Below are 20,665 nucleotides of genomic sequence, written 5' to 3'. Positions count from 1 at the left end.
CTAATTTATATCCAGTCCATGATGGTAAAAACCATCATAAACTAGACATTTTTATTGGTGAGAATATAGACACTTTAAATGGTTTCTAACACCACAATTTCGCATAATGTATATTATGTTAAATAGAATATCTGGAACAACAACCATTAACATTGGTTTATATAATTTGTGATGGCTAAGAATTCAGTATCAAGGAATCTTAGATAAAACTCGTCATTGAGAAAAAAATTTTGATGAAAGAAGAAGATGTAATACATGCTCTGATCAAATATTACTTGAAGAATCTAAAACCCAAAGAAGCTGTAAAATTAGGAGGATTAACAGCCCTTTTATTCTTAAATTTAAAACTAGAGTCCACCATTAGATAACGTGGACTCTTTTTTTACCAGCTTAATCAATTAAGATAGAATTATATTTTTCAGGTAAAAGTCCATATTCACCCCATTTTAAGTACTCGACACAGAGACCGATACCATTACCTGTGATTTTGCCCCCAAAAAGAACAATTCGTCATATTATGATCTTCACCTTTTCCACCAACATAAGAGTTGCGAATGATTCCATAATATAGTTTAGGTTCCTCATCTTCCTCTGTGACATCTTCTACACTATGCAACAATTCATTCAATTGAACAGCTACATTAGAGTTTGGTAAATAAAAATATTTATAGAAGTTTTCATGGAACTTTTTACAAATACCAGCAATAGTTGATATTTTTGAAGGCAAATCAAAAGCTTCACCATTGTGTCTGGAAATTGGAATAGTTGTAAGTGGACCATCCTCATCCTCAATAGCTGTCACATCATATTCGCCTGCTTGTTCATCATCCATTACTGGAGGATCAGTTTTGAAGCTACTAATAATAGCTAGTTCTTTGTTTTCAATTGCTTGTTTTGCTTCTTCCTCATTTTCGTACAATTTACCTTCTGCTTTAGGTGTTCTTAATTTACATTCAACTTTGCTATATGAAGGTAAATGTGAAAATGAAGCTTTTCGCCCATTTGAAAAATAATCACCACTTAAGGGTTTTCTAGATAAAGGTGTAAAACATATTGGGCAGAAAATACTCCCTTTCATGGAGGAATCAAATTCTGTAGCAACAATTTTTACAGCATTTTGTAGAAGATCCTCCTTGCTACCATCTTCAAATGTCCAGCCACTTAAATACAATGCAATTTTAATTTTATTATCAGCCATTTTTTCTCTTCACGTCATTCTGAAGTCACACAACTTCAATTTATGTTAAATAGGATATCTTTAACAGCACACCAATACTACCCATCGTCTTGTTACATCGCTTAAAACAACTAATGATTAGAATTCAAATTAGGAAAAAAAATTTAAACCAAAACAAAATCTGTCATTTTTGATGGACCATTAAGTATATACAGCAACGTTCTCAATTTTTGTCTAGCTCAGGTTATAATGCTCATCTTACACAATTCAGTTGATCTACTATGAACACCTCCAATGACCCTTTACATGGCAAAAAACTTGCTGACATTTTAGATGAGTTATTGGATTACTACGGAGGCTTTGAAGGATTAAGTCGTAAAATTGAAATTCGTTGTTTTTGCATCGACCCGAGTGTTAAATCATCTTTACGATTTCTACGGACTACACCATGGGCACGTGAAAAAGTAGAAAGCTTATATTTGTATGTTCTCCGTCAAAAAGCTAAACAGAAATTCTAGCCAACAAAAAACTTAAGCTATGTTTAACTTTTTATACCCAATTGTAGAATAGCCTTAATGAGTATCTATCGTTTTTGTTCACATCGTGTAGTTATGGGTGGAAGCCCCACTCTCCTACTACATTGAACGACGATCAATCATCTAAATCCAGTCTTATCAAGTCTAGAGCTAAAAGCTATAATATGTTTTTAAAAAGTTTTAGATCATATGCTCGAACTCATTCACTCATATCCTCAAGCCAAATTGGTGAATACTTTCCAAGCATTAGCGAATGAAGTTTTTGAAGACCATGTCAATGCTTTATGTTGGTATAGGCATTTAGATTACAATTTCAAAGAAATCGTTGAAAAACTTACACTCATAGAAGATATTACTGAAATTTCCATCGCACAATTAGAGCAACTCAAACTTTCAGACTCTGCAAGCAAAGCGAGAGACATTATTATTAATGATGTAACGTTGCTCACCGAATTGGGCGCATCGCCGTCTTTAAACTTAATTAAGCAATATCAGCGTGATGAAGAATTGGATTTTATCAGCACTGATGTATATTCTTTTCATGTAGATCGATCGCCATTAGCAACGGATACATATTTGTGTACCTATTACGGGGTGGCTAGCGATATTATTTCCAATGAACAGGTTGAACAAAAAATTCTAATCCCAGAAATCCGTCAAAAAATTAAATCATTGTTTGATGGCGAAGACCATGAGTTTGACGATTTTCTTGAAGAGACCTATATGGATCTTCACTATCAACCTAAAAATGGTGCAACACCTTTAAATTTAGGAATTGGTCATCTCTGGCGTTTGGCTGTAGATCATCCTGATCAGAAAGCACTTCCTTGTGTTCACCGTGCTCCAAAAGAAAATGCAGGAGAACTCAGATTACTCTTAATTTGTTAAGGAATTCCTTGCTCAATTTAGGCGAGTAATTCTTTTTCAGCTTCAAATGGATTAAACAAATTACACCAAACGATTGGTCCTAAACTCATCTCCGAATCAGTAAGTAAACATTGATCAAAATTTTGGATTAATTGCTCTTTATCCATCTCTTGACCAATTAAAACAATTTCCTGTCTGGCATCACCCGTTTCTGGATGCCAACTCGATTCAATTTCTTGAATAGATTGCGTATCTTGTGGCCATTCCTCTTGTGGTACCGAAGCCCACCAATATCCTGCTTGACCATGCCGAGCCATACCTCCAGCTTGTGACCAAGACATAGCCATTGTTGGTTCCGCAGCAAGCCAAAAAAATCCTTTTGAGCGTATAACACCTTTCCATTCTGAATGAATAAAATTGTAAAAACGTTGTGGGTGAAAGGGTCTTCTTGCTCTGTATACGAAACTTTCGATTCCATATTCTTCAGTTTCAGGCTTATGCTCTCCTCTTAATTCTTTTAACCAACCAGGTGCTTGTGAGGCTTCATCAAAATTAAAAAGCTCTGTGTTGAGTATTTTATCGAGTTCAACCTGACCAAATGTGGATGACTCAATTTTTGCTCTAGGGTTAAGCTTTTTGAGAATCGCATAAAGCTGGGACTTCTGATGCTCATCGATTAAATCAGTTTTGTTTAGAATAATAACATCACAAAATTCGATTTGATCTATCAGTAAATCCACAACAGTACGTTGGTCAAATTCTCCAAGTGATTCGCCACGATCATGAAGAAGATCATATGAACGATAATCACGTAAAAAATTGAATGCATCGACTACGGTCACCATGGTATCTAAACGAGCGTACTCATTTAGAGATACGCCGTCTTCATCTTCAAACGTAAATGTTTCGGCTACAGGTAGAGGTTCTGATATTCCGGTAGATTCAATGACGAGTTGATCAAATTTTTTCTCTTCCGCTAATCGTCTTACTTCTACTAATAAATCTTCTCTCAAAGTACAGCAAATACATCCATTACTCATTTCAACGAGTTTTTCTTCCGTTCGTGATAATTCCGCCCCACCTTCTCTGACTAAAGCCGCATCAATATTGACTTCTGACATATCGTTCACAATTACTGCGACACGTTTTCCTTCTCTATTATTTAAAATATGATTTAAAAGTGTGGTTTTTCCTGCACCAAGAAATCCAGATAGCACAGTGACAGGTAATTTATACGGTTGTGAAGAATCAATATTCATGGTGAGTTACTCGTTTTCATGTTCAACCACATCATTTGATCGCTTATTGCAATCAATGAATGATCTTGATTTTTGATGTAACTAAATCATAATTGTTATGTTATAACATTTCAATATATTTAATGTTTAGTTAAACTTTAATAAAATTTATTTATAGTGATTCTAAATTGTATTCATCACTGTAGAATCATAAGTAAAACTAAAGAATCTATGTCTTAATTTTTATAATCATATGAGCATATAACAATGAATTTAATCAATCTTATTATTCGTACCACTTTAAGTACTTCTCTGTTACTTGGAGTTTCGAATACGTATGCCGTGGTTGCAGGCGGAATGGTTTCGACTGACTACCATTGGAACAATATTCCTGCTAATGGCTTTGCAACACTCGAAAATCAAATCATCATTACCAATGAGCCAGGAAATGATGGTAATACATTTTGGGCCAATCAATTTTCAATCAAGCATGGTGATGGTGGCTATGTTGGATTGCAACAACGAAGCAATGATCAGAAATATTTAAATTTCTCAATCTGGAAAGCGACATCTTGGAAAACAGGATACCCTGCGTATTGCAGACAATTCGATCACGAAGGTGATGGCGTTCAATGTGATTTACCTTATGAATGGAAGGAAGGCACGAAATATAATTTTAAGATTGTGAAAAATAATGACAGTACAGTCTCAGCCTTTGTTAAAAACATGAGTACTGGTAAACAACTTGAAATTGCAAAAATCAATGTGCCGCAGACCTGGGGTGGTTTTGATAGTTTAGTTACATTTACCGAAAATTTCAGACAGCATCAACAACCCAACGGTATTTATGGCTATAACAGTTGTAATGATGTTCATACATCTGTATCTGCGACCTATTCTGCAATAGCAAACTCTTCAATCAAGTCTAAATCACAAACGACTAAAACTTATGGAAATTGTGTACAAGTGGCATCAGCGCATTGCACGGATGATTCTACTTGCATTTCTACTGTGAATAATGCCAATTACACCCAGCAAAAACCTTTCATTTTGAAAAATGGTGCACGAGGTTTTTGTGCAGATAGCTTGAATGGTGGTCAACAAATGGGATTGTATTCATGCGATCCCAACAACGGTAATCAACGTATGAGTACGGATCACACACATCGCTTATACTTAACTCATCGGGATGCGTGTTTGATGGGCGATGATAAAGATAATTTTGTTAAAGTTGCGCCGTGCAATAATGATAGTAGTCAACGATGGATGTATAGTCCCCATACAAGCCAATATATCAACTTAAAAACAGGTCTATGCCTTGATGCCGCTGATGGTGCAAATAGTATGGCACGCCTACAAATGATTGGATGTCAAAGCAATAATTCATATCAAACGTGGAAAATTACACGTTAACTTATTAAATTCAGAGCTTTAGCATTTAAAGCTCTGAATTTTAATGCTGAAATTTTAATTTTTTTGCTTTCTTTGAGTGACTCGTACTAATTTTAGTAAAATTAGATATCTAAATTAGAGATTTTACTCATAGATAAGCCAGCTCACTCAGGTTAAAAGCCTTCTTAATACTGGCTCAAAAAGCGAAATAAGTTCAATGATTTTAGGGAGATATTGTCTAAGGTATATTTGTAATATTGATGACAGCAATAAAATAAAAACAATTAAAAATATTCTTCATAAATCTTTGCTATTTTTTCGATAGCGCCGTTAATGATGAGAACAAAATTCTTCAAAATATTAAAACTTAATAAATGAGATTAGACGTTTAGTTATTTATCTCTGAAGATAGAAATCAAAAGCCCTATTTTAATATTGGAGAGAATCAAATTCTAACCTCATGTTTATTATGAACATTCATAGTTCTATTTTTTTAATCCATTGTCCTTCATGAATTATAAATTATAGGATATCTAGTTGATTTATGAATTTGGCTGAAATCAGTTAATACTTGAGCATAGTCATCTATGTAACATCAAAAAATCTTAGTGAACTTTTTTCACAAGAACTATTTCTAAATAAATTCATGTGAAAAAATTGCGTAAAATTTTACTCTCCTCGTCATATTCATGACCTATTTTTGGTGAATGCTTTACTTCTATCACTCATTAAATAAACACTAAGTTGATAAATTTTTTACTAATAATCTTTGATATGTCGATATTTTATTTATTGATGAGTCTAATTTAAAAATTACACTTTTGCTTAGGCTATTTTGGTATTCAAAATTTAATCCTAAGCATTTGAAGATTTTCTTAAATTAGAACCTATAGGTGAAAGCCACTACACCTAAATTTTTCTGTTGTTCGTTATAGCGGTTCTTACCACCAAAAATATATTGTCCACTCAATCCGAGTTCTGGTGTCAAGGCATAATCTAGCCCGATAGATGAGAAGCGATAAGCAAATTCTCGTTTTGTATCACCGAGCTCTAGACCTTCATATTTCCCATTATCATTAAAATAGCTCGCTGCAGCACTTGCTGTAGCAGATAATTTATCATTGAGTTGGTGGGTATATATTACGTTTAGATAAGTATCCCCTTGGTTTGCATACACGACATCATATGTATATGCAGATAAACTGGTTGATAAAGAGTTTTTATCATTGAATTGGTGTGTGGCAGTTACCCCCATTTCATTGGAAGTTGTATTTGACGCGTTCGGATAGAAATAAGTGGCATTCCAAATATTCCAATTTGTCCTACCAGTATCAAAACTGTAGCCGACAATAAAGTCGTGCTCCAATTTATCAGTTTTACGGCGCTTATCACCTTGAAGTTCAGCATAAGAGTAGCCTAGTGTAGAACCCCAATACCCGACATAGAAGTTGTTATAACTGAGGTTTAGACCTGTTTGAATTGCGAGGTCATCATTTTCTGGTGCATTTGTTAAACCACGTGAAATGTATTTGGAGGTTAATGTGACATATCCATCAAATTGAATTGGTGAATTTGTTTCTTGATTCGTAGAATTTGCATAACTGGGTAAAATAATAAAGCTAGCAGTGCTCAACAGCACTGCTTGAGTCGTTTTAATCATCATAAAATTTATAATTAAGAAAATGAGGGTGAAGTTTCTGCACGATAAAATGGTGCATCTGAAGGGGTTAAAGCAGGTCGATTACGAATGTGATCTGCAATCTTCTCGGCCATCATGATCGTCGTTGCATTGAGATTACCAGTAATAATCAGCGGCATGATAGAAGCATCGACCACTCGCAACCCATCTATTTCATGGACACGACCGTAACCATCCACAACAGCTAAATCATCTTCACCCATTTTACAGCTACACGAAGGATGATACGCTGTTTCTGCATGATTTTTTACAAATTCATCAATTTGCTGATCTGTTTTTAATGCTGAACCTGGACTAATTTCTCTACCTCGATACTGATCTAATGCAGGCTGATGCATAATTTCTCGTGTAATTCTCACTGCATCACGGAATTCGCGCCAATCTTGTTCAGTGCTCATGTAGTTAAATAAAATGCTCGGATGATCAAAAGGATTTTTCGAGGTTAAGCGAATTCTTCCTCTTGACGGCGATCGCATAGATCCAACATGTGCTTGAAAACCATGTTCATTGATTGCATTGGTACCATTGTAGTTAATTGCAATTGGTAAAAAGTGATACTGGAGATTCGGCCACTCAAACTCATCACTAGAGCGGATGAATCCACCTGCTTCAAACTGATTGCTTGCACCAATACCTTTACCCAAAAACAGCCATTCAGCGCCAATTTTAGGTTGATTATACCATTTTAATGCAGGGTAAAGACTGACGGGCTTCTTACATTGGTATTGAAGATACATTTCTAAATGATCTTGCAAATTTTCACCCACTCCCGGTAAATCTTGCACAACCTTTACATCCAGTGACTCTAATAATGACTTAGCTCCTACCCCTGAACGCTGTAAAATTTGAGGTGATGCAATAGCACCTGCGCACAGCAATACTTCTCGCTCAGCATAGACCTTGTGTAAATTTGTTGCATCTTGACCAAGAATGTACTCAACACCGATAGCTTGTTTTTTTTCAAATAAGATTCGATTGGTTGTGGCATGCGTAATAATCGTTAAATTCTGACGACCTTTAGCCATATCTAAATAGCCACGAGCGGTACTGGAACGTCTGCCTTGAGGTGTCACCGTACGATCCATTGGACCAAAGCCTTCTTGTTGGTATCCATTTAAATCATCCGTACGTGGATATCCAGCTTGCACACCCGCTTCAACCATTGCATGAAATAACTCATTATTGTCTGACTTTGGCGTAGCAACACTTACTGGGCCTTGATCACCGTGATATTCATTTGCACCAATATCTCTAGACTCTGCTTTTTTATAGTAAGGTAAACATTCAGCATAGCGCCAATGACTGAGTCCTTTCATTTGAGACCATTGCTCTAAATCCATGGCATTCCCACGGATATAACACATACCGTTAATTAATGATGAACCACCTAAACCTTTACCACGTCCACATTCCATACGGCGGTTATTCATATGTGGTTCTGGATCGGTCAAATATGCCCAATTATAACGTCGACCTTGTAAAGGATAAGCCAAAGCAGCAGGCATTTGAGTTCTAAAATCTAAACGGTAGTCAGGGCCACCCGCTTCAAGGAGCAGAACTTTAATATCTGGATCTTCGGTGAGTCTCGCTGCAAGTACATTCCCAGCAGAACCTGCACCTATGATAATGTAATCATATGTCATAGTGTTCTCCTTAGGCTTTAAATACAGATTGAAATGAACTTAATTCCACTTGTACCGATTTGATTTGCGTGTAGTGTTGTAAAGTCGTTAAACCATTCTCTCTTCCTACACCAGAATGCTTATAGCCACCGACTGGCATTTCAGCTGGCGACTCACCCCACGTATTGATCCAACATATACCTGCTTCAATTTGGTGGATGATTCGATGTGCTTTGACAATATCAGGTGTAACCACGCCAGCAGCTAATCCATAAGAAGTATTATTAGCGCGACGAATCACTTCTTCTTCTGATGTATATGTCAAAATACTCATCACAGGACCGAAGATTTCCTCTTGAACAATGGTCATCTCATCTCGACAATCACTGAAGATTGTAGGCAGTAAAAAAGCACCATTTTTTAAATGATCATCTGTTGCTCTAGAACCACCACACACTAAACGTGCTCCCTCCCTTTTAGCAGAATCAATGAATGCCAAAATTTTATTCATATGCGCAAAGCTAGATACTGGTCCAAAATTTGTTTCTGGATCAAGCGGATTACCTAAGCGGATATAAGGAATACGTTCTAATAGCTTTTCTTCAAATTTTGGCTGTAATGATTCTGGAATAAATACTCGTGTCCCATTCGTACAAACCTGTCCAGAACTATAGAAATTTGCCATCATTGCAATATCTGCAGCTAAGTCTAAATCAGCATCTTCACAAATAATTAATGGTGACTTCCCACCCAACTCCATCGTGACTTCTTTAAGACTGGATTCAGCAGCTTGAGCCATCACTTTTTTTCCAGTGCTCACACCACCAGTAAATGAAATTTTCGCAATATCTACATGCTGGCTTAAATAGGCACCAATATCACCGCCCCCTGTTACAACATTGAATACCCCATCTGGCACTCCAGCTTCGGTATAAATTTCTGCCAATTTAAAGGCTGTTAATGGGGTAATCTCGCTGGCTTTGAAAATCATTGCATTCCCCGCGGCCAAAGCAGGTGCTGACTTCCATAAGGCAATTTGAATTGGATAATTCCATGCTCCTATACCAGCTACAATTCCCAAAGGTTCACGGCGTGTATAGACAAATGAATCTGTTCTTAAAGGAATCTGTTGACCCTCGAGTACAGGTAAAATTCCAGCGTAGTATTCGAGTACATCAGCACCTGTCACAATATCTACAGTCGATGTTTCACTATAGGCTTTCCCACTATCTAAGGACTCAATGGTGGCAAGTTCATCATTTCTTTCACGTAAAATAGCTACAGCTTTATTTAAAATTCTTGAACGCTGCATATAAGTCATTTCAGCCCAAACTTTCTGTCCTTGTTTGGCAGATAGAATGGCTTGATCCACATCCTGTTGAGAACATGCTTGAATGGTCGCGAGAACTTGCCCCGTGGCTGGATTAATCGAATCAAAAGTTTGACCTGATTGAGCATCGACGAATTGTCCATGAATATAAGGACGTTGTAATGGGAATTTATTCATACGATTAGCCTCAGATATAGTAAATATTAAAAATTATTGTGTAAGTTGCTGCTGGATAAAGGCATGGCAAAGACGGATAGAAAGATCAGTATCAATCTCACTTCTTGTTAATGCGCCCCTTAACCAGAACCCATCAATTAATGCAGCCAACCCTTGAGCTGCTTGCTCAGCTTTTAGGGGGCTTAAACGTTTTAAAAACTCATGTTTTAAATTTGAATGTAGACGACAGTGATTCACTTGCTGTAATCGGTGTAGATCGGGTTGATGCAAACTAATAGCCCAAAACGCGAGCCATACTTTCATCGCGGCTTGATTGGTCTGAGGAGTAGCAAAATTCGCTTTAACAATCGCCATTAAACGATCTTCTGGAGAATGTCCAACCTCTGATTTTAGATCCCTTACACTTTCTCCAAGTTGCTGTAGTAAATAGCGCATGGTTGCCTCAATCAATCCATTCTTGCCACCAAAATAATGACTAATAATACCCGTGGAGACACCTGCTCTTTGCGCGATCTGTTGAATGGATGCATCAGCAAAACCGAGCTCATTTACAGTGGAGAGAGTGGCATCAATCAATTGTTGACGACGAATGGGTTGCATACCAACTTTTGGCATAAGATGACCTAAACTTACATGAGATTATAATTAGCGTTTATCAATAAGAACGCTGTAACATTAGTAAACGTTTTTTTAATTGAACGTTCAATCAATAAAAATTATAGTGCTATTACTTCCATGATGTACAGCTCAGTTTGTTTTGTATTTGCAAAAGTTTGTAATTGTGGATCAAGCAAGCTTCTATCAGGATATAAATCGAACTGCGCTGTAGATCATTTCATTACTCATTGAATGGTCACTGATTTATGCATAACAAAAATGATCAAACGCAGGATAGTTTGAATAAGGTCGTGTTCTATGTATCAGCATCATTGATACTTTTGTTTTCGATCACCACAATTTTGTTTAATGAAGCTGCTAATAACGTCATTACACAAACCCTCAATTGGGTAAGCAGAACCTTTAGTTGGTATTACCTGTTGGCTGCGACACTCTATTTTGTCTTTATTGTATTTATCGCATGCTCTCGATATGGCGAAATTAAATTAGGACCTAAACACTCTAAGCCTGAATTTAGTTTACTAAGTTGGTCTGCAATGCTCTTTTCTGCAGGTATTGGTATTGATCTCATGTTCTTTTCCGTGGCTGAACCTTTATCGCATTACATGAACCCACCTGTGGGCGAAGGACAAACCTTTGAAGCAGCACGTCAGTCTATGGTATGGACCTTGTTTCATTATGGTTTAACTGGTTGGAGCATGTATGCATTGGTTGGTGTAGCCTTAGGTTACTTCAGTTATCGTTATAACCTTCCCCTTACGATCCGTTCAGCTCTCTACCCTATTTTTGGAAAAAAAATTAACGGCCCTATAGGTCACACTGTAGATACAGCAGCCGTCTTAGGTACAATTTTTGGTATCGCGACTACCTGTGGTATTGGTGTCGTACAACTCAATTATGGTCTTCATGTTCTCTTCAATCTACCTGAAAATTTGTGGATTCAAGCTGGTCTAATCGGGATCGCAGTGGTTATTACTGTCATCTCAGTAACGGCAGGTGTGAATAAAGGGATTCGCGTACTTTCTGAAATCAATATCTATGTCTCGATTGGGTTACTCCTCTTTATTCTTTTGATTGGTAATACAGAATTCTTACTCGCAGGCTTAATCCAAAATTTAGGTGATTACCTCAGTCAATTCCCGAAATTGAGTTTAATGAGTTTTCCATTCGAACAACCTAAAGAATGGATGAACAGTTGGACGCTTTTCTTTTGGGCTTGGTGGATTGCATGGTCGCCATTTGTCGGTCTGTTTTTAGCACGAATTTCTCGTGGTCGTACCATTCGTGAGTTTGTATTTGGTACGTTGATTATTCCTCTACTATTTACACTGACTTGGTTATCCATCTTTGGAAATAGTGCACTTCACAATGTAATTTTTGATGGTAATGCACAACTTGCAACAACCGTTTTAGAAAATCCAGCGCATGGTTTCTATGACCTACTTGCACAATATCCTGGTTTTACCTTCTTAGCAGGTATAGCAACAATTACAGGATTATTATTTTATGTCACTTCTGCAGACTCAGGCGCTCTTGTTTTGGGTAATTTCACGACAAAATTCACCAATATCGAGCATGACTCTCCAAGATGGCTCAGCGTATTTTGGGCTATAGCCATTGGTTTACTCACCTTGGCGATGCTGATGGCAAATGGTATTACTGCCTTACAGAACACAACCATCATCATGGGTCTGCCTTTTAGCTTTGTCATATTCTTTGTGATGGCGGGTTTATACAAATCCTTGAGATTGGAAGATTTCAGACAAGCCAGTACTAGCTTAAATGCCGCGCCAGTCGTGGGCAATGTGGATATTCTCAATTGGAAAAAGCGACTCAGTCGCGTAATGCTTCATCCAAGCCATGAACAAACATTAAAAATGTTAGATGATGTGTGTAAACCTGCAATGGATGCCGTGGCACAGGAACTTTTATCCAAAGGTGTCAAAGTCGATGTGAATACTAAGCCTCTTGAAGATAATGCTGAGCTTTATCATTTGGACCTCATTATTCACTTGAATGAAGAAGAAAATTTCGTATATGAGATTTGGCCCGTTCGTTATGACACCCCTAACTTTAGTACCCGTGCTAAACGAACAAAGCGTTATTACTATCGTTTAGAAAGTTACTTGTTTGAAGGTTCACAAGGTAATGATTTGGTCGGTTACAACAAAGAACAAGTGATTAACGACATTTTGGACAAATATGAACGTCATATGATGTACCTTCATATTAACCGAATCAGTCCAGGTAAACGTCCACAATTTCCTGATCGTGACATTTAGTTAGTAGTAGCTCATCTAAACAAGGAAAATGACCATGTCAGAAAGTCTAAACGCCTTTGCTCTATTTTTTTCGTTGCTTAATCCCTTTTTAATGAGCATTTATATGCTTGGGATTATTCGAAATTCAGATGCAAAAGTTTTTAATATGGCCCTGATCCAAGGTAGTTTGATTAGCTTTGTGGTTTTTGTCATTTTTGCTAAAACAGGTGAAGCTTTTTTTAATGATGTACTTCATGCACGATTTGAATCTTTCCAAATTTTTGGTGGAATCATTTTCTTGGTGATCGGTTATCGTTATGTATTTGAAGGTGCTGATACGATTGGGGTCATGCGTGGAGCACCAAACCATTTGGCTGGTACGATCGCCATGCCTTTTATGATCGGTCCAGGAACAATCTCTGCATCTGTAATCACTGGCATTCAATTAAGTTTATGGCAGACGATCACAGTCATCTTTATGACCTTATTCTTAACCTGTAGTCTTTTGATATTAATGAAATATTTGCATGATAATTTACAGCATAAATATTCTAATTATATCGACTTATATGTAGATATCGTGGGTCGTGTTGCTGCATTGCTTATCGGTACGATTGCCATTGATATGATCGTGACTGGTGTTACTGGGATCATCAATGGCTAATTGAAGGTTGTTGTTGATATTTATAAAAAAGGAGTCTTATCATTGACTCCTTTTTTTAAACCCTAATATTTAGAATCTATATCCGATATTTAAACTATACACCGTTGGATCTACGTCCACACTTCCTACCTTTTCTCCATTTACTTTTACATCAGTTTTGATATCCGCATATCGGATATCAGCACCAACACTCCATTGAGGATTAAATTGGTAATCTACGCCTATTTGACCAGCCCAACCAAAAGAATCTGAGAGATCGAACTTATCACCACTATATAATCGGTCATTAAAAAAATAGGTGTAATTTAAGCCCAGACCCACATAAGGTTGTAACTTTTCATTGGGTAAGAAGTGATATTGCACACTGAAAATTGGAGGTAAATGTTTTGTTTTTGCGACTTCATTACCAGCAACATTAATTTTATGCTCTGGTGGCAAACCGACTAATACATCAAATGCAATATTTGGTGTATAAAAATAAGAGATCGTGCCAGTGACTCCCCAAGCATTATCTATTGTGACGGGTGCTGTTTGATTAAAAATACTACCTGGAGAAGATGTAGGGTCAACATTGCTAATCGCACCTCTTATCTTCCATTTATAATCTGCGCTGTGCGCATTAGAACTCAATGCCACGGTACTCAATAAAATCGCGAATAAACCAAAACTTAATTTATCATTCATTTCATTACCCATTTTTTATAAATATCTGAAATTTTGAAGATTGTTAATCAATTAAATTGAATGCTTTAGATCATATCGATAATTCTTTTTGTTGGTTATTTTTTATTCTGATTTGTTTTGATGATTTTTTATTTAAGAAAATTTATTCAATTTAAATTGATTTTTGGAATATTGTTTTTAATTTAAGTGAGGAAAGAACATACGCCTAATTTGGATTCCAATCAGTAATGATGAAACAAGAAACAAATCTTATTGACCTTACCACAATGGGAAGGTTTAGAATGATCATGACCTTATTTCAATCAGCATATGGAGTTAAGTATGTCATCTACTTCAACTAAATCTATTCAAATCAAAATTGAAGGAATGACCTGTGCTGCTTGTGTAAGCCGAGTTGAAAACTCATTAAAAAAAGTCGAAGGTATTCAAGATGCCAGCGTAAACCTCGCCACTGAAATAGCACAAATTGAGTTAGCAACAGATGTACAAGATCAACAAATCATTCAAGCCGTAAATAAAACAGGTTTTAACACTAAAAAATGGGCAACAATAAAATTAAAAATTTTAGGCATGACTTGTGCTGCATGTGTGAGCCGAGTTGAACGTTCTTTACTAAAAATACCAGGTGTATTAGCAGCACAAGTAAGTTTGGCAACTGAGATAGCAAGCATTGATCTACTTTATCAAGTTCCTGTTGATCAAGTTATTGAGCGTATTGAAAGATCAGGGTTTGAAGCTGTACTTGAACAACAAACGATCACAGCACTTCCAAATCGCGAACTAGAATCAAAAAAAATTCTCAAGCATTTTATTATCGCACTTGTACTCAGTTTACCTATATTTATCATTGAAATGGGGTCGCACCTCTTGCCTTCATTTCATCATTTTATAGGTACTTACATCAGTCAAAATCAGAGTTGGTTATTCCAATTTATTCTTGCGACTTTAGTTATTTTTATACCTGGACGGCATTTTTTCACACAAGGTATCAAGTCACTGATAAATTTACATCCTGACATGAATTCTTTGGTGAGTTTAGGATCAGGAGCTGCCTATTTATATTCTATTGTTGCTACGTTCTTTCCAAGTTTATTGCCACAACAGTCAGTACATGTCTATTACGAACCTGCAACACTCATTATTACATTTATTTTGTTAGGCAAATATCTAGAAGCACGAGCTAAAGGTCGAACTTCTGCAGCGATTCAACATCTGATTGGCTTACAACCTAAAACAGCGCGAGTTAGAGTATCTGACCTCCAGACTAAAGATATATCGATTGATAAAATTACAATCGGTATGCAGGTTGAAGTTCGGCCTGGTGAAAAAATTCCTGTAGATGGCGTGGTTATTTCAGGTGAAGGCTTTGTAGATGAGTCAATGATCAGTGGAGAATCTTTTCCAATCCACAAATTGATGGGTTCAGAAGTTGTTGGTGGAACCCTCAATCAAAATGGATTTCTTGTCATTGAAACCAAACATTCTTCTGAAAGTAGCATTTTATCTTCAATTATTCAGTTGGTTGAAAATTCTCAGATACAAAAGCTCCCCATACAATCTTTAGTCGATAAAGTCACCTTATGGTTTGTTCCAGTTATCCTCTTGATTTCGATGATTACTTTCATCGCGTGGCTGGTGATTGGACCTGAACCTAATCTCAGCTATGCGTTGATTAACGCCGTTTCTGTTTTGATTATTGCATGCCCTTGTGCGATGGGACTTGCAACCCCGATGTCGATAATGGTTGCGACGGGACGTGCTGCTGAACACGGAATTTTATTTAAAAATGCGACTTCACTTCAAAAACTTCGAGAAATTTCAACATTTGCATTTGATAAAACTGGAACATTAACAATAGGGCAACCTGCGATTAGTCATATCGAGATTTTCGCACCATTTACACATCAACAGGTTCTACAAACTGTTGCATCCGTTGAATATCATTCCGAGCACCCAATTGCTAAAGCGATTGTTCAATATGCATCCGATCATCATATAAAGATGATCGAAATTTCTGAGTTTAAGAGTATTTCAGGATTCGGCATTCAAGCACAATTGAATGGTCAGGATATTCAAATTGGATCTGTAGAATTTATTACTCGAGAAAATGCAAAGCTTTCTCATGCACTCTCTCACCATAAAAGATCACTAGATGAAGCTCAAACACCCATCGCGGTCTCCATCGATGGTGAGCTTGCGTCAATTATTTTAATCACGGATCAATTAAGACCTGAAACCTACGAGGTTATGGCTCAACTTAAAAAGAACGACAAGCACATTGCTTTGATTACTGGCGATCATCAAAATGCAGCGCAATATGTGGCTAATCAACTCAATATCAATGCAGTTTATGCACAGGTCAAACCACATGAAAAGTTAAACATCGTTGAGACCCTTCAAACGCGACATGGAAATGTTGCTTTTGTTGGTGATGGTATTAATGATGCTCCTGCACTTGCTCAAGCTCAAGTCGGTATTGCGATAGGTTCAGGTACAGATGTCGCCATTGAAACGGCTGACCTTATTTTAATGTCATCAAATTTGAATAACTTATCTAAAGCCATCAAATTAAGCGAAATGACCATTAGAAATATTCATCAAAATCTGTTCTGGGCTTTTCTATACAATATTTGTCTGATTCCGGTTGCTGCAGGTATCCTTTATCCATTGACTGGTATCCTGCTCTCACCTGTTTTAGCTGCAATCGCAATGGCACTTTCTTCGATATTTGTATTAGCGAATGCCTTAAGACTCAAAACATTGAAATTAAATTAGCAGCTTATAATAAAGGAAAGATTATGAATATTGGCGAATTAGCACGACGTTCAGGCTTAACTGCTAAAATGATTCGATATTACGAGAAAATCGATCTCATTTCTGTTCCGACCACAAGCACTAGCGGTTATCGTGTTTACACAGAGCAAGACCTTTCGACTTTAAGTTTTATTAAACATGCTAAAGATCTTGGCTTTTCGATCGTTCAAATCAAAAGTTTAGTTGAGCTTTGGAAAAATCCTGACAGAAAAAGTGCTGATGTGAAAAAAATTACAGATCAACATATCCACTTTTTGACAGAACAAATTCATTCGATGCAATCAATGATTTTAAAATTAAAGGCTGCGAGTCTGATGTGCTCTAATGATTCGAGTTCAAACTGCAGTATTCTGAATAAAATTGAACATATTCAATCGTGACAGTGATAAATGTTAACTAATGCAAGAGGTTATTATGAAATTATTTATTGAAAATATTAGTTGTTCGGGTTGTGCTAAAGGTGTCACTGCATCTGTACTGTCACTTGATCCTAATGCTACCGTTAATGTAGATGTTGCCAACAAAATTGCGGATATTCAAACAACATATGACTTTGAAAAAATCGCTGAAGTTTTGACTGAAGATGGTTTCCCTCCTGAATTAAAAGATTAAATTGACATAAAAAAGGCGAAACATTGTTTCGCCTTTTTTGATAAAACGCATACCTAAGTATGCATTTTATTATGAATTATTAAATAATTTGAATGTTTTGAAGTAGCTGCTCCAAAGTTAAATCCGTATTATTTTGTAGACCAATATTCAGTAATTCAGTCTTGTTGAATTGAGATCCATTTACCCCATCTCTATCTAAACTGATCACAGTATTGCCTTGAGAGTCTTTATCAATAAAAACAAAGTCTCCAATATTATTTTCATTAACAGCTTGGCCACTCAAGAGTTTAGAAACATCAATCTTATCTACCCCAACTTCGAAATCTGACCACGTATCAAAACCGTTTCCACCTGTTGCATCAGCTTGATCAAGTAGGTTGAAGATTAATGTATCAGTACCAGCTCCCATTTTAATTAAATCATCTGCTCCTGAGCTAATTATACTATTAGGACCTGTTTCACCTAACACATCAGTTGTATACTGAAAATTAATGTCTTTACTTTGAGAGTCACCATTAAAATTTACCACCGTAATTTCAAATGAATCACCAGATAAATTATTTTCTTTAGGTGTATAAATATATTCACCAGTATTTTTTACAACCAATGTACCATTCTCAGTAGTAATAACTATATCTTCATCATTAAAGAATGTTTTTGTCGTTGCTTTAATATAATTCGCTGACTCACCTGAATATTTTACAGAAATAGAGCTTGTTAAGAGTAAGTCATTTTCGGCTAACAGCTTACCAGAAATATTTAATGGATTTAAATTGGCATCTGTATTTGCTTTATATACATACTCGTTAGAAACAACACTATACTTAGGTGATCCTGATAATAAGATGGGTTCCCAAACGCTGTTATTTAAACTTAATTCGACTGTATATATACCGTTAGATAATGGAGCTGGAATAGTAATTGAAGTAGTCGTCGAGTTTGACGCATCCGCAATACCAGTTGCTACTACATTTCCTGATGAATCTTTAACGGTATATGTAATTCTCGTGTTATCAGCATCTTTAATTGATAAAGTCGTACCAATATGTAATGTAACATTTTGAGTGACCTGAGGACTAAATAGTTGAATATCTTTATCGTCATTTATTGACTTGACTTCAAAAGTGAAAGAATCATCCGAGCCTGTAAGAAGTTCAGAAATTGATACCCCTGATTTTTCAATTACGGTTGAAGTTACTTCAACATTATTAGTTTCAGTTTCTGTATTTAATCTAGTGTAAACATCAAGCTCAATATTTAAAGTAGAACTTTTTACAACATTCCCAACTTTATAATGATACGAGAAAGTTTCAACCGAACCAAACGGAACTTTAGAATCAGTTAACTTATATGTATATGAACCATCTTTAGCAACAGTCAAAGTACCATGTTTACCGACAATCTCTATCATGCCCAAAGAAAAATCATCCGTGATATTAGTAGGTTTGACTCCATTAACACTAATAACTTCAGCATTTAAATCATCACTTGCAAATAGGTTGTCAGATATTGATTGGTCTTTCTTCACAACAGTAAAATCGTAATCTTTTTCTTCAGAAGTTCTAAGGACTACTGTAGGGCCAACAGCAAGACCTTTGCTATCGATCAAAGGAACAATTTTATATTTTCCTTCATCAAATTTAAGGTCTAGTTGGTCGCCGCCTGTAACTCCACTGTCAAATTCTGTTGAATTACCCATAAAAAATGAGAACCAGTCTTCAATATGATCATACACTTCCCAAGACTGAGTATTCTCATTATATTTATAGATCGCCAGTTCTACATCTACCCAACCTACTGTAACACCACCTCCAGCAGCATCTAACTTGAAGGTTTTTAACTTGCCTTTTTCAACTGTGAATTCAAGACCATTTTGAATTGTAGCGACATCTACATCAGCAATTCCCAAATTAGCTCCAATTATAGTTCCACTAGTAGTTTGTCTAGGCTCTACAATGTCTTCTATTTTAGGTTCTAGTTCCAAATTGAAAATTTGATCAATATCAAATTTGTCTTTATTTGAAGTTGCTACATCGATAATTAGTTTTGCTGAATCAGTCTGACCTGTTAATGCATGTTTAATTTCATACAAAAATTCAATTTTGTCACCTATATTAATATTTTCAGCATTGGTCAATACAAACTTATAACTGCCAGATGAATTTATATATAAAACTCCTTCAGGTACTTCAATGACGGTTTCACCATTCGGATTAATGTCAATGCCATTAACAGTAGTGAGTTTTGTATACTCATCTATATAGTCTTGGCCTGAGCTTTCTGAAGTACTATCATCATTGTTGATATCAGTAAGAATATTTCCACTAATTTCACGCTGCACACTATCAATTTGATTTAATTCGAACGCTTCTACACTTGAAATTTCAAGTGTAGCTCCACCTACATTTACGCCTCCAGCATTTTCAAGGAATAAATAATACTTTCCACTCTCATTTAAAGTGATAGTGTCCTGTTTAGATTTAGTAAGTAGAGCAGTGTTTAACCAGTTATTATCACGATAAACAACTTCATAACCGTTCTGAGTTTCTTTAACAACAACTAGATTATAAGCACCTCCAACAATCAATCCACCAGAAACACCAGATAGGTTTATATTGGCTAAATATCCTGACTTAATATCCAGAATTACTGAACTATCCTGAATTATTTTACTCTGATTGTTTTCAGTTGGAATAATAGCTCCAATATCAGCACCGTTTGAAAGTCCTATCGTAATTCCACCATAAGTCTTAGATGGTTCGATTACATCTACAACGGATTGATCAATATCAGAGTTTTTCTTAGGAATTGCGATTAATGAAACATTATTATCAACCGCCAGTATTTGAATGACATTCTCTTCTGGCACAGTTGTATCTAAAGCGTCTAAACGCTTATCTAAGCTATCTTTAGTCGCTGATTCAGGCAGTGCATCTACTAATTCTTGTGCTGTGTCTTTTAGCGTGTCTAACTG

Annotated in this window: 16 protein-coding genes; 8 read left to right on the top strand and 8 right to left on the bottom strand. The window is 36.2% G+C overall.

All coding sequences use genetic code 11. From position 1 onward, the window contains the following. Nucleotides 1-475 precede the first annotated feature (475 nt). A complete protein-coding gene (locus AC1M9L_RS14045) occupies nt 476-1,198 on the bottom strand; it encodes a hypothetical protein (RefSeq protein WP_481592471.1) in 723 nt (240 codons plus the stop codon). 260 nt (nt 1,199-1,458) lie between these two features. Between AC1M9L_RS14045 and AC1M9L_RS14040 the strand changes: the two genes are divergently transcribed. After that, nucleotides 1,459-1,695, top strand: a complete 237-nt coding sequence (locus AC1M9L_RS14040) for a VF530 family protein (protein ID WP_481592470.1) — start codon at nt 1,459-1,461, stop codon at nt 1,693-1,695. 207 nt (nt 1,696-1,902) lie between these two features. Continuing rightward, nucleotides 1,903-2,601, top strand: a complete 699-nt coding sequence (locus tag AC1M9L_RS14035) for a DUF1826 domain-containing protein (RefSeq protein WP_481592469.1) — start codon at nt 1,903-1,905, stop codon at nt 2,599-2,601. 17 nt (nt 2,602-2,618) lie between these two features. Here the strand turns inward: AC1M9L_RS14035 and zigA are convergent, their stop codons facing one another. After that, nucleotides 2,619-3,839 (bottom strand): zinc metallochaperone GTPase ZigA, encoded by a 1,221-nt coding sequence (gene zigA / locus AC1M9L_RS14030; protein WP_481592468.1) that lies wholly within the window; start codon nt 3,837-3,839, stop codon nt 2,619-2,621. Nucleotides 3,840-4,085: 246 nt separating this feature from the next. On the opposite strand from zigA, the gene AC1M9L_RS14025 reads away from it, so the two are divergent. Beyond that, entirely contained in the window at nt 4,086-5,231 is a 1,146-nt protein-coding gene (locus AC1M9L_RS14025; RefSeq protein ID WP_481592467.1) for an RICIN domain-containing protein, read from the top strand. A gap of 859 nt (nt 5,232-6,090) precedes the next feature. Here AC1M9L_RS14025 and AC1M9L_RS14020 read toward each other — a convergent pair. The 4 genes from AC1M9L_RS14020 to betI are packed head-to-tail and all read right to left on the bottom strand — an operon-like array spanning nt 6,091 to nt 10,653. After that, the gene (locus AC1M9L_RS14020) at nt 6,091-6,870 is read right to left on the bottom strand and encodes a TorF family putative porin (RefSeq protein ID WP_481592472.1); all 780 of its coding nucleotides are present in this window, start codon (nt 6,868-6,870) and stop codon (nt 6,091-6,093) included. A gap of 14 nt (nt 6,871-6,884) precedes the next feature. Further along, nucleotides 6,885-8,552, bottom strand: a complete 1,668-nt coding sequence (gene betA, locus AC1M9L_RS14015) for a choline dehydrogenase (RefSeq protein ID WP_481592466.1) — start codon at nt 8,550-8,552, stop codon at nt 6,885-6,887. A gap of 10 nt (nt 8,553-8,562) precedes the next feature. Next, nucleotides 8,563-10,038: a betaine-aldehyde dehydrogenase gene (gene betB, locus AC1M9L_RS14010; RefSeq protein ID WP_481592465.1), complete on the bottom strand. Its 1,476-nt coding sequence runs from the start codon at nt 10,036-10,038 to the stop codon at nt 8,563-8,565. 33 nt (nt 10,039-10,071) lie between these two features. Next, a complete protein-coding gene (gene betI, locus AC1M9L_RS14005; protein ID WP_035268653.1) occupies nt 10,072-10,653 on the bottom strand; it encodes a transcriptional regulator BetI in 582 nt (193 codons plus the stop codon). Between the two features lie 248 nt (nt 10,654-10,901). Between betI and AC1M9L_RS14000 the strand changes: the two genes are divergently transcribed. Continuing rightward, nucleotides 10,902-12,938, top strand: coding sequence for a choline transporter (locus AC1M9L_RS14000; RefSeq protein WP_481592464.1), 2,037 nt, complete (start codon nt 10,902-10,904; stop codon nt 12,936-12,938). A gap of 34 nt (nt 12,939-12,972) precedes the next feature. Continuing rightward, entirely contained in the window at nt 12,973-13,581 is a 609-nt protein-coding gene (locus AC1M9L_RS13995) for a MarC family protein (RefSeq protein ID WP_035268656.1), read from the top strand. 69 nt (nt 13,582-13,650) lie between these two features. On the opposite strand, the gene AC1M9L_RS13990 is transcribed toward AC1M9L_RS13995, so the two are convergent. Next, nucleotides 13,651-14,265 (bottom strand): OmpW/AlkL family protein, encoded by a 615-nt coding sequence (locus AC1M9L_RS13990; RefSeq protein ID WP_481592463.1) that lies wholly within the window; start codon nt 14,263-14,265, stop codon nt 13,651-13,653. A 309-nt stretch (nt 14,266-14,574) separates the two neighbouring features. On the opposite strand from AC1M9L_RS13990, the gene AC1M9L_RS13985 reads away from it, so the two are divergent. From AC1M9L_RS13985 to AC1M9L_RS13975, 3 genes are read left to right on the top strand one after another with little or no spacing between them, the layout of a single operon-like run. Continuing rightward, entirely contained in the window at nt 14,575-17,040 is a 2,466-nt protein-coding gene (locus tag AC1M9L_RS13985) for a heavy metal translocating P-type ATPase (protein WP_481592462.1), read from the top strand. A 23-nt stretch (nt 17,041-17,063) separates the two neighbouring features. Beyond that, nucleotides 17,064-17,459 (top strand): MerR family transcriptional regulator, encoded by a 396-nt coding sequence (locus AC1M9L_RS13980; protein WP_481592461.1) that lies wholly within the window; start codon nt 17,064-17,066, stop codon nt 17,457-17,459. Nucleotides 17,460-17,493: 34 nt separating this feature from the next. Beyond that, nucleotides 17,494-17,691 (top strand): heavy-metal-associated domain-containing protein, encoded by a 198-nt coding sequence (locus AC1M9L_RS13975; RefSeq protein WP_481592460.1) that lies wholly within the window; start codon nt 17,494-17,496, stop codon nt 17,689-17,691. A 79-nt stretch (nt 17,692-17,770) separates the two neighbouring features. Here AC1M9L_RS13975 and AC1M9L_RS13970 read toward each other — a convergent pair. After that, nucleotides 17,771-20,665 (bottom strand): type I secretion C-terminal target domain-containing protein (locus AC1M9L_RS13970; RefSeq protein ID WP_481592459.1); only part of this gene is annotated, 2,895 nt, incomplete at its 5' end.

It is taken from the genome of Acinetobacter sp. ANC_7511 (assembly GCF_056779975.1).
Note: the sequence above shows the minus strand (reverse complement) of the source record. Positions and strands in the feature narration are given on the sequence as shown.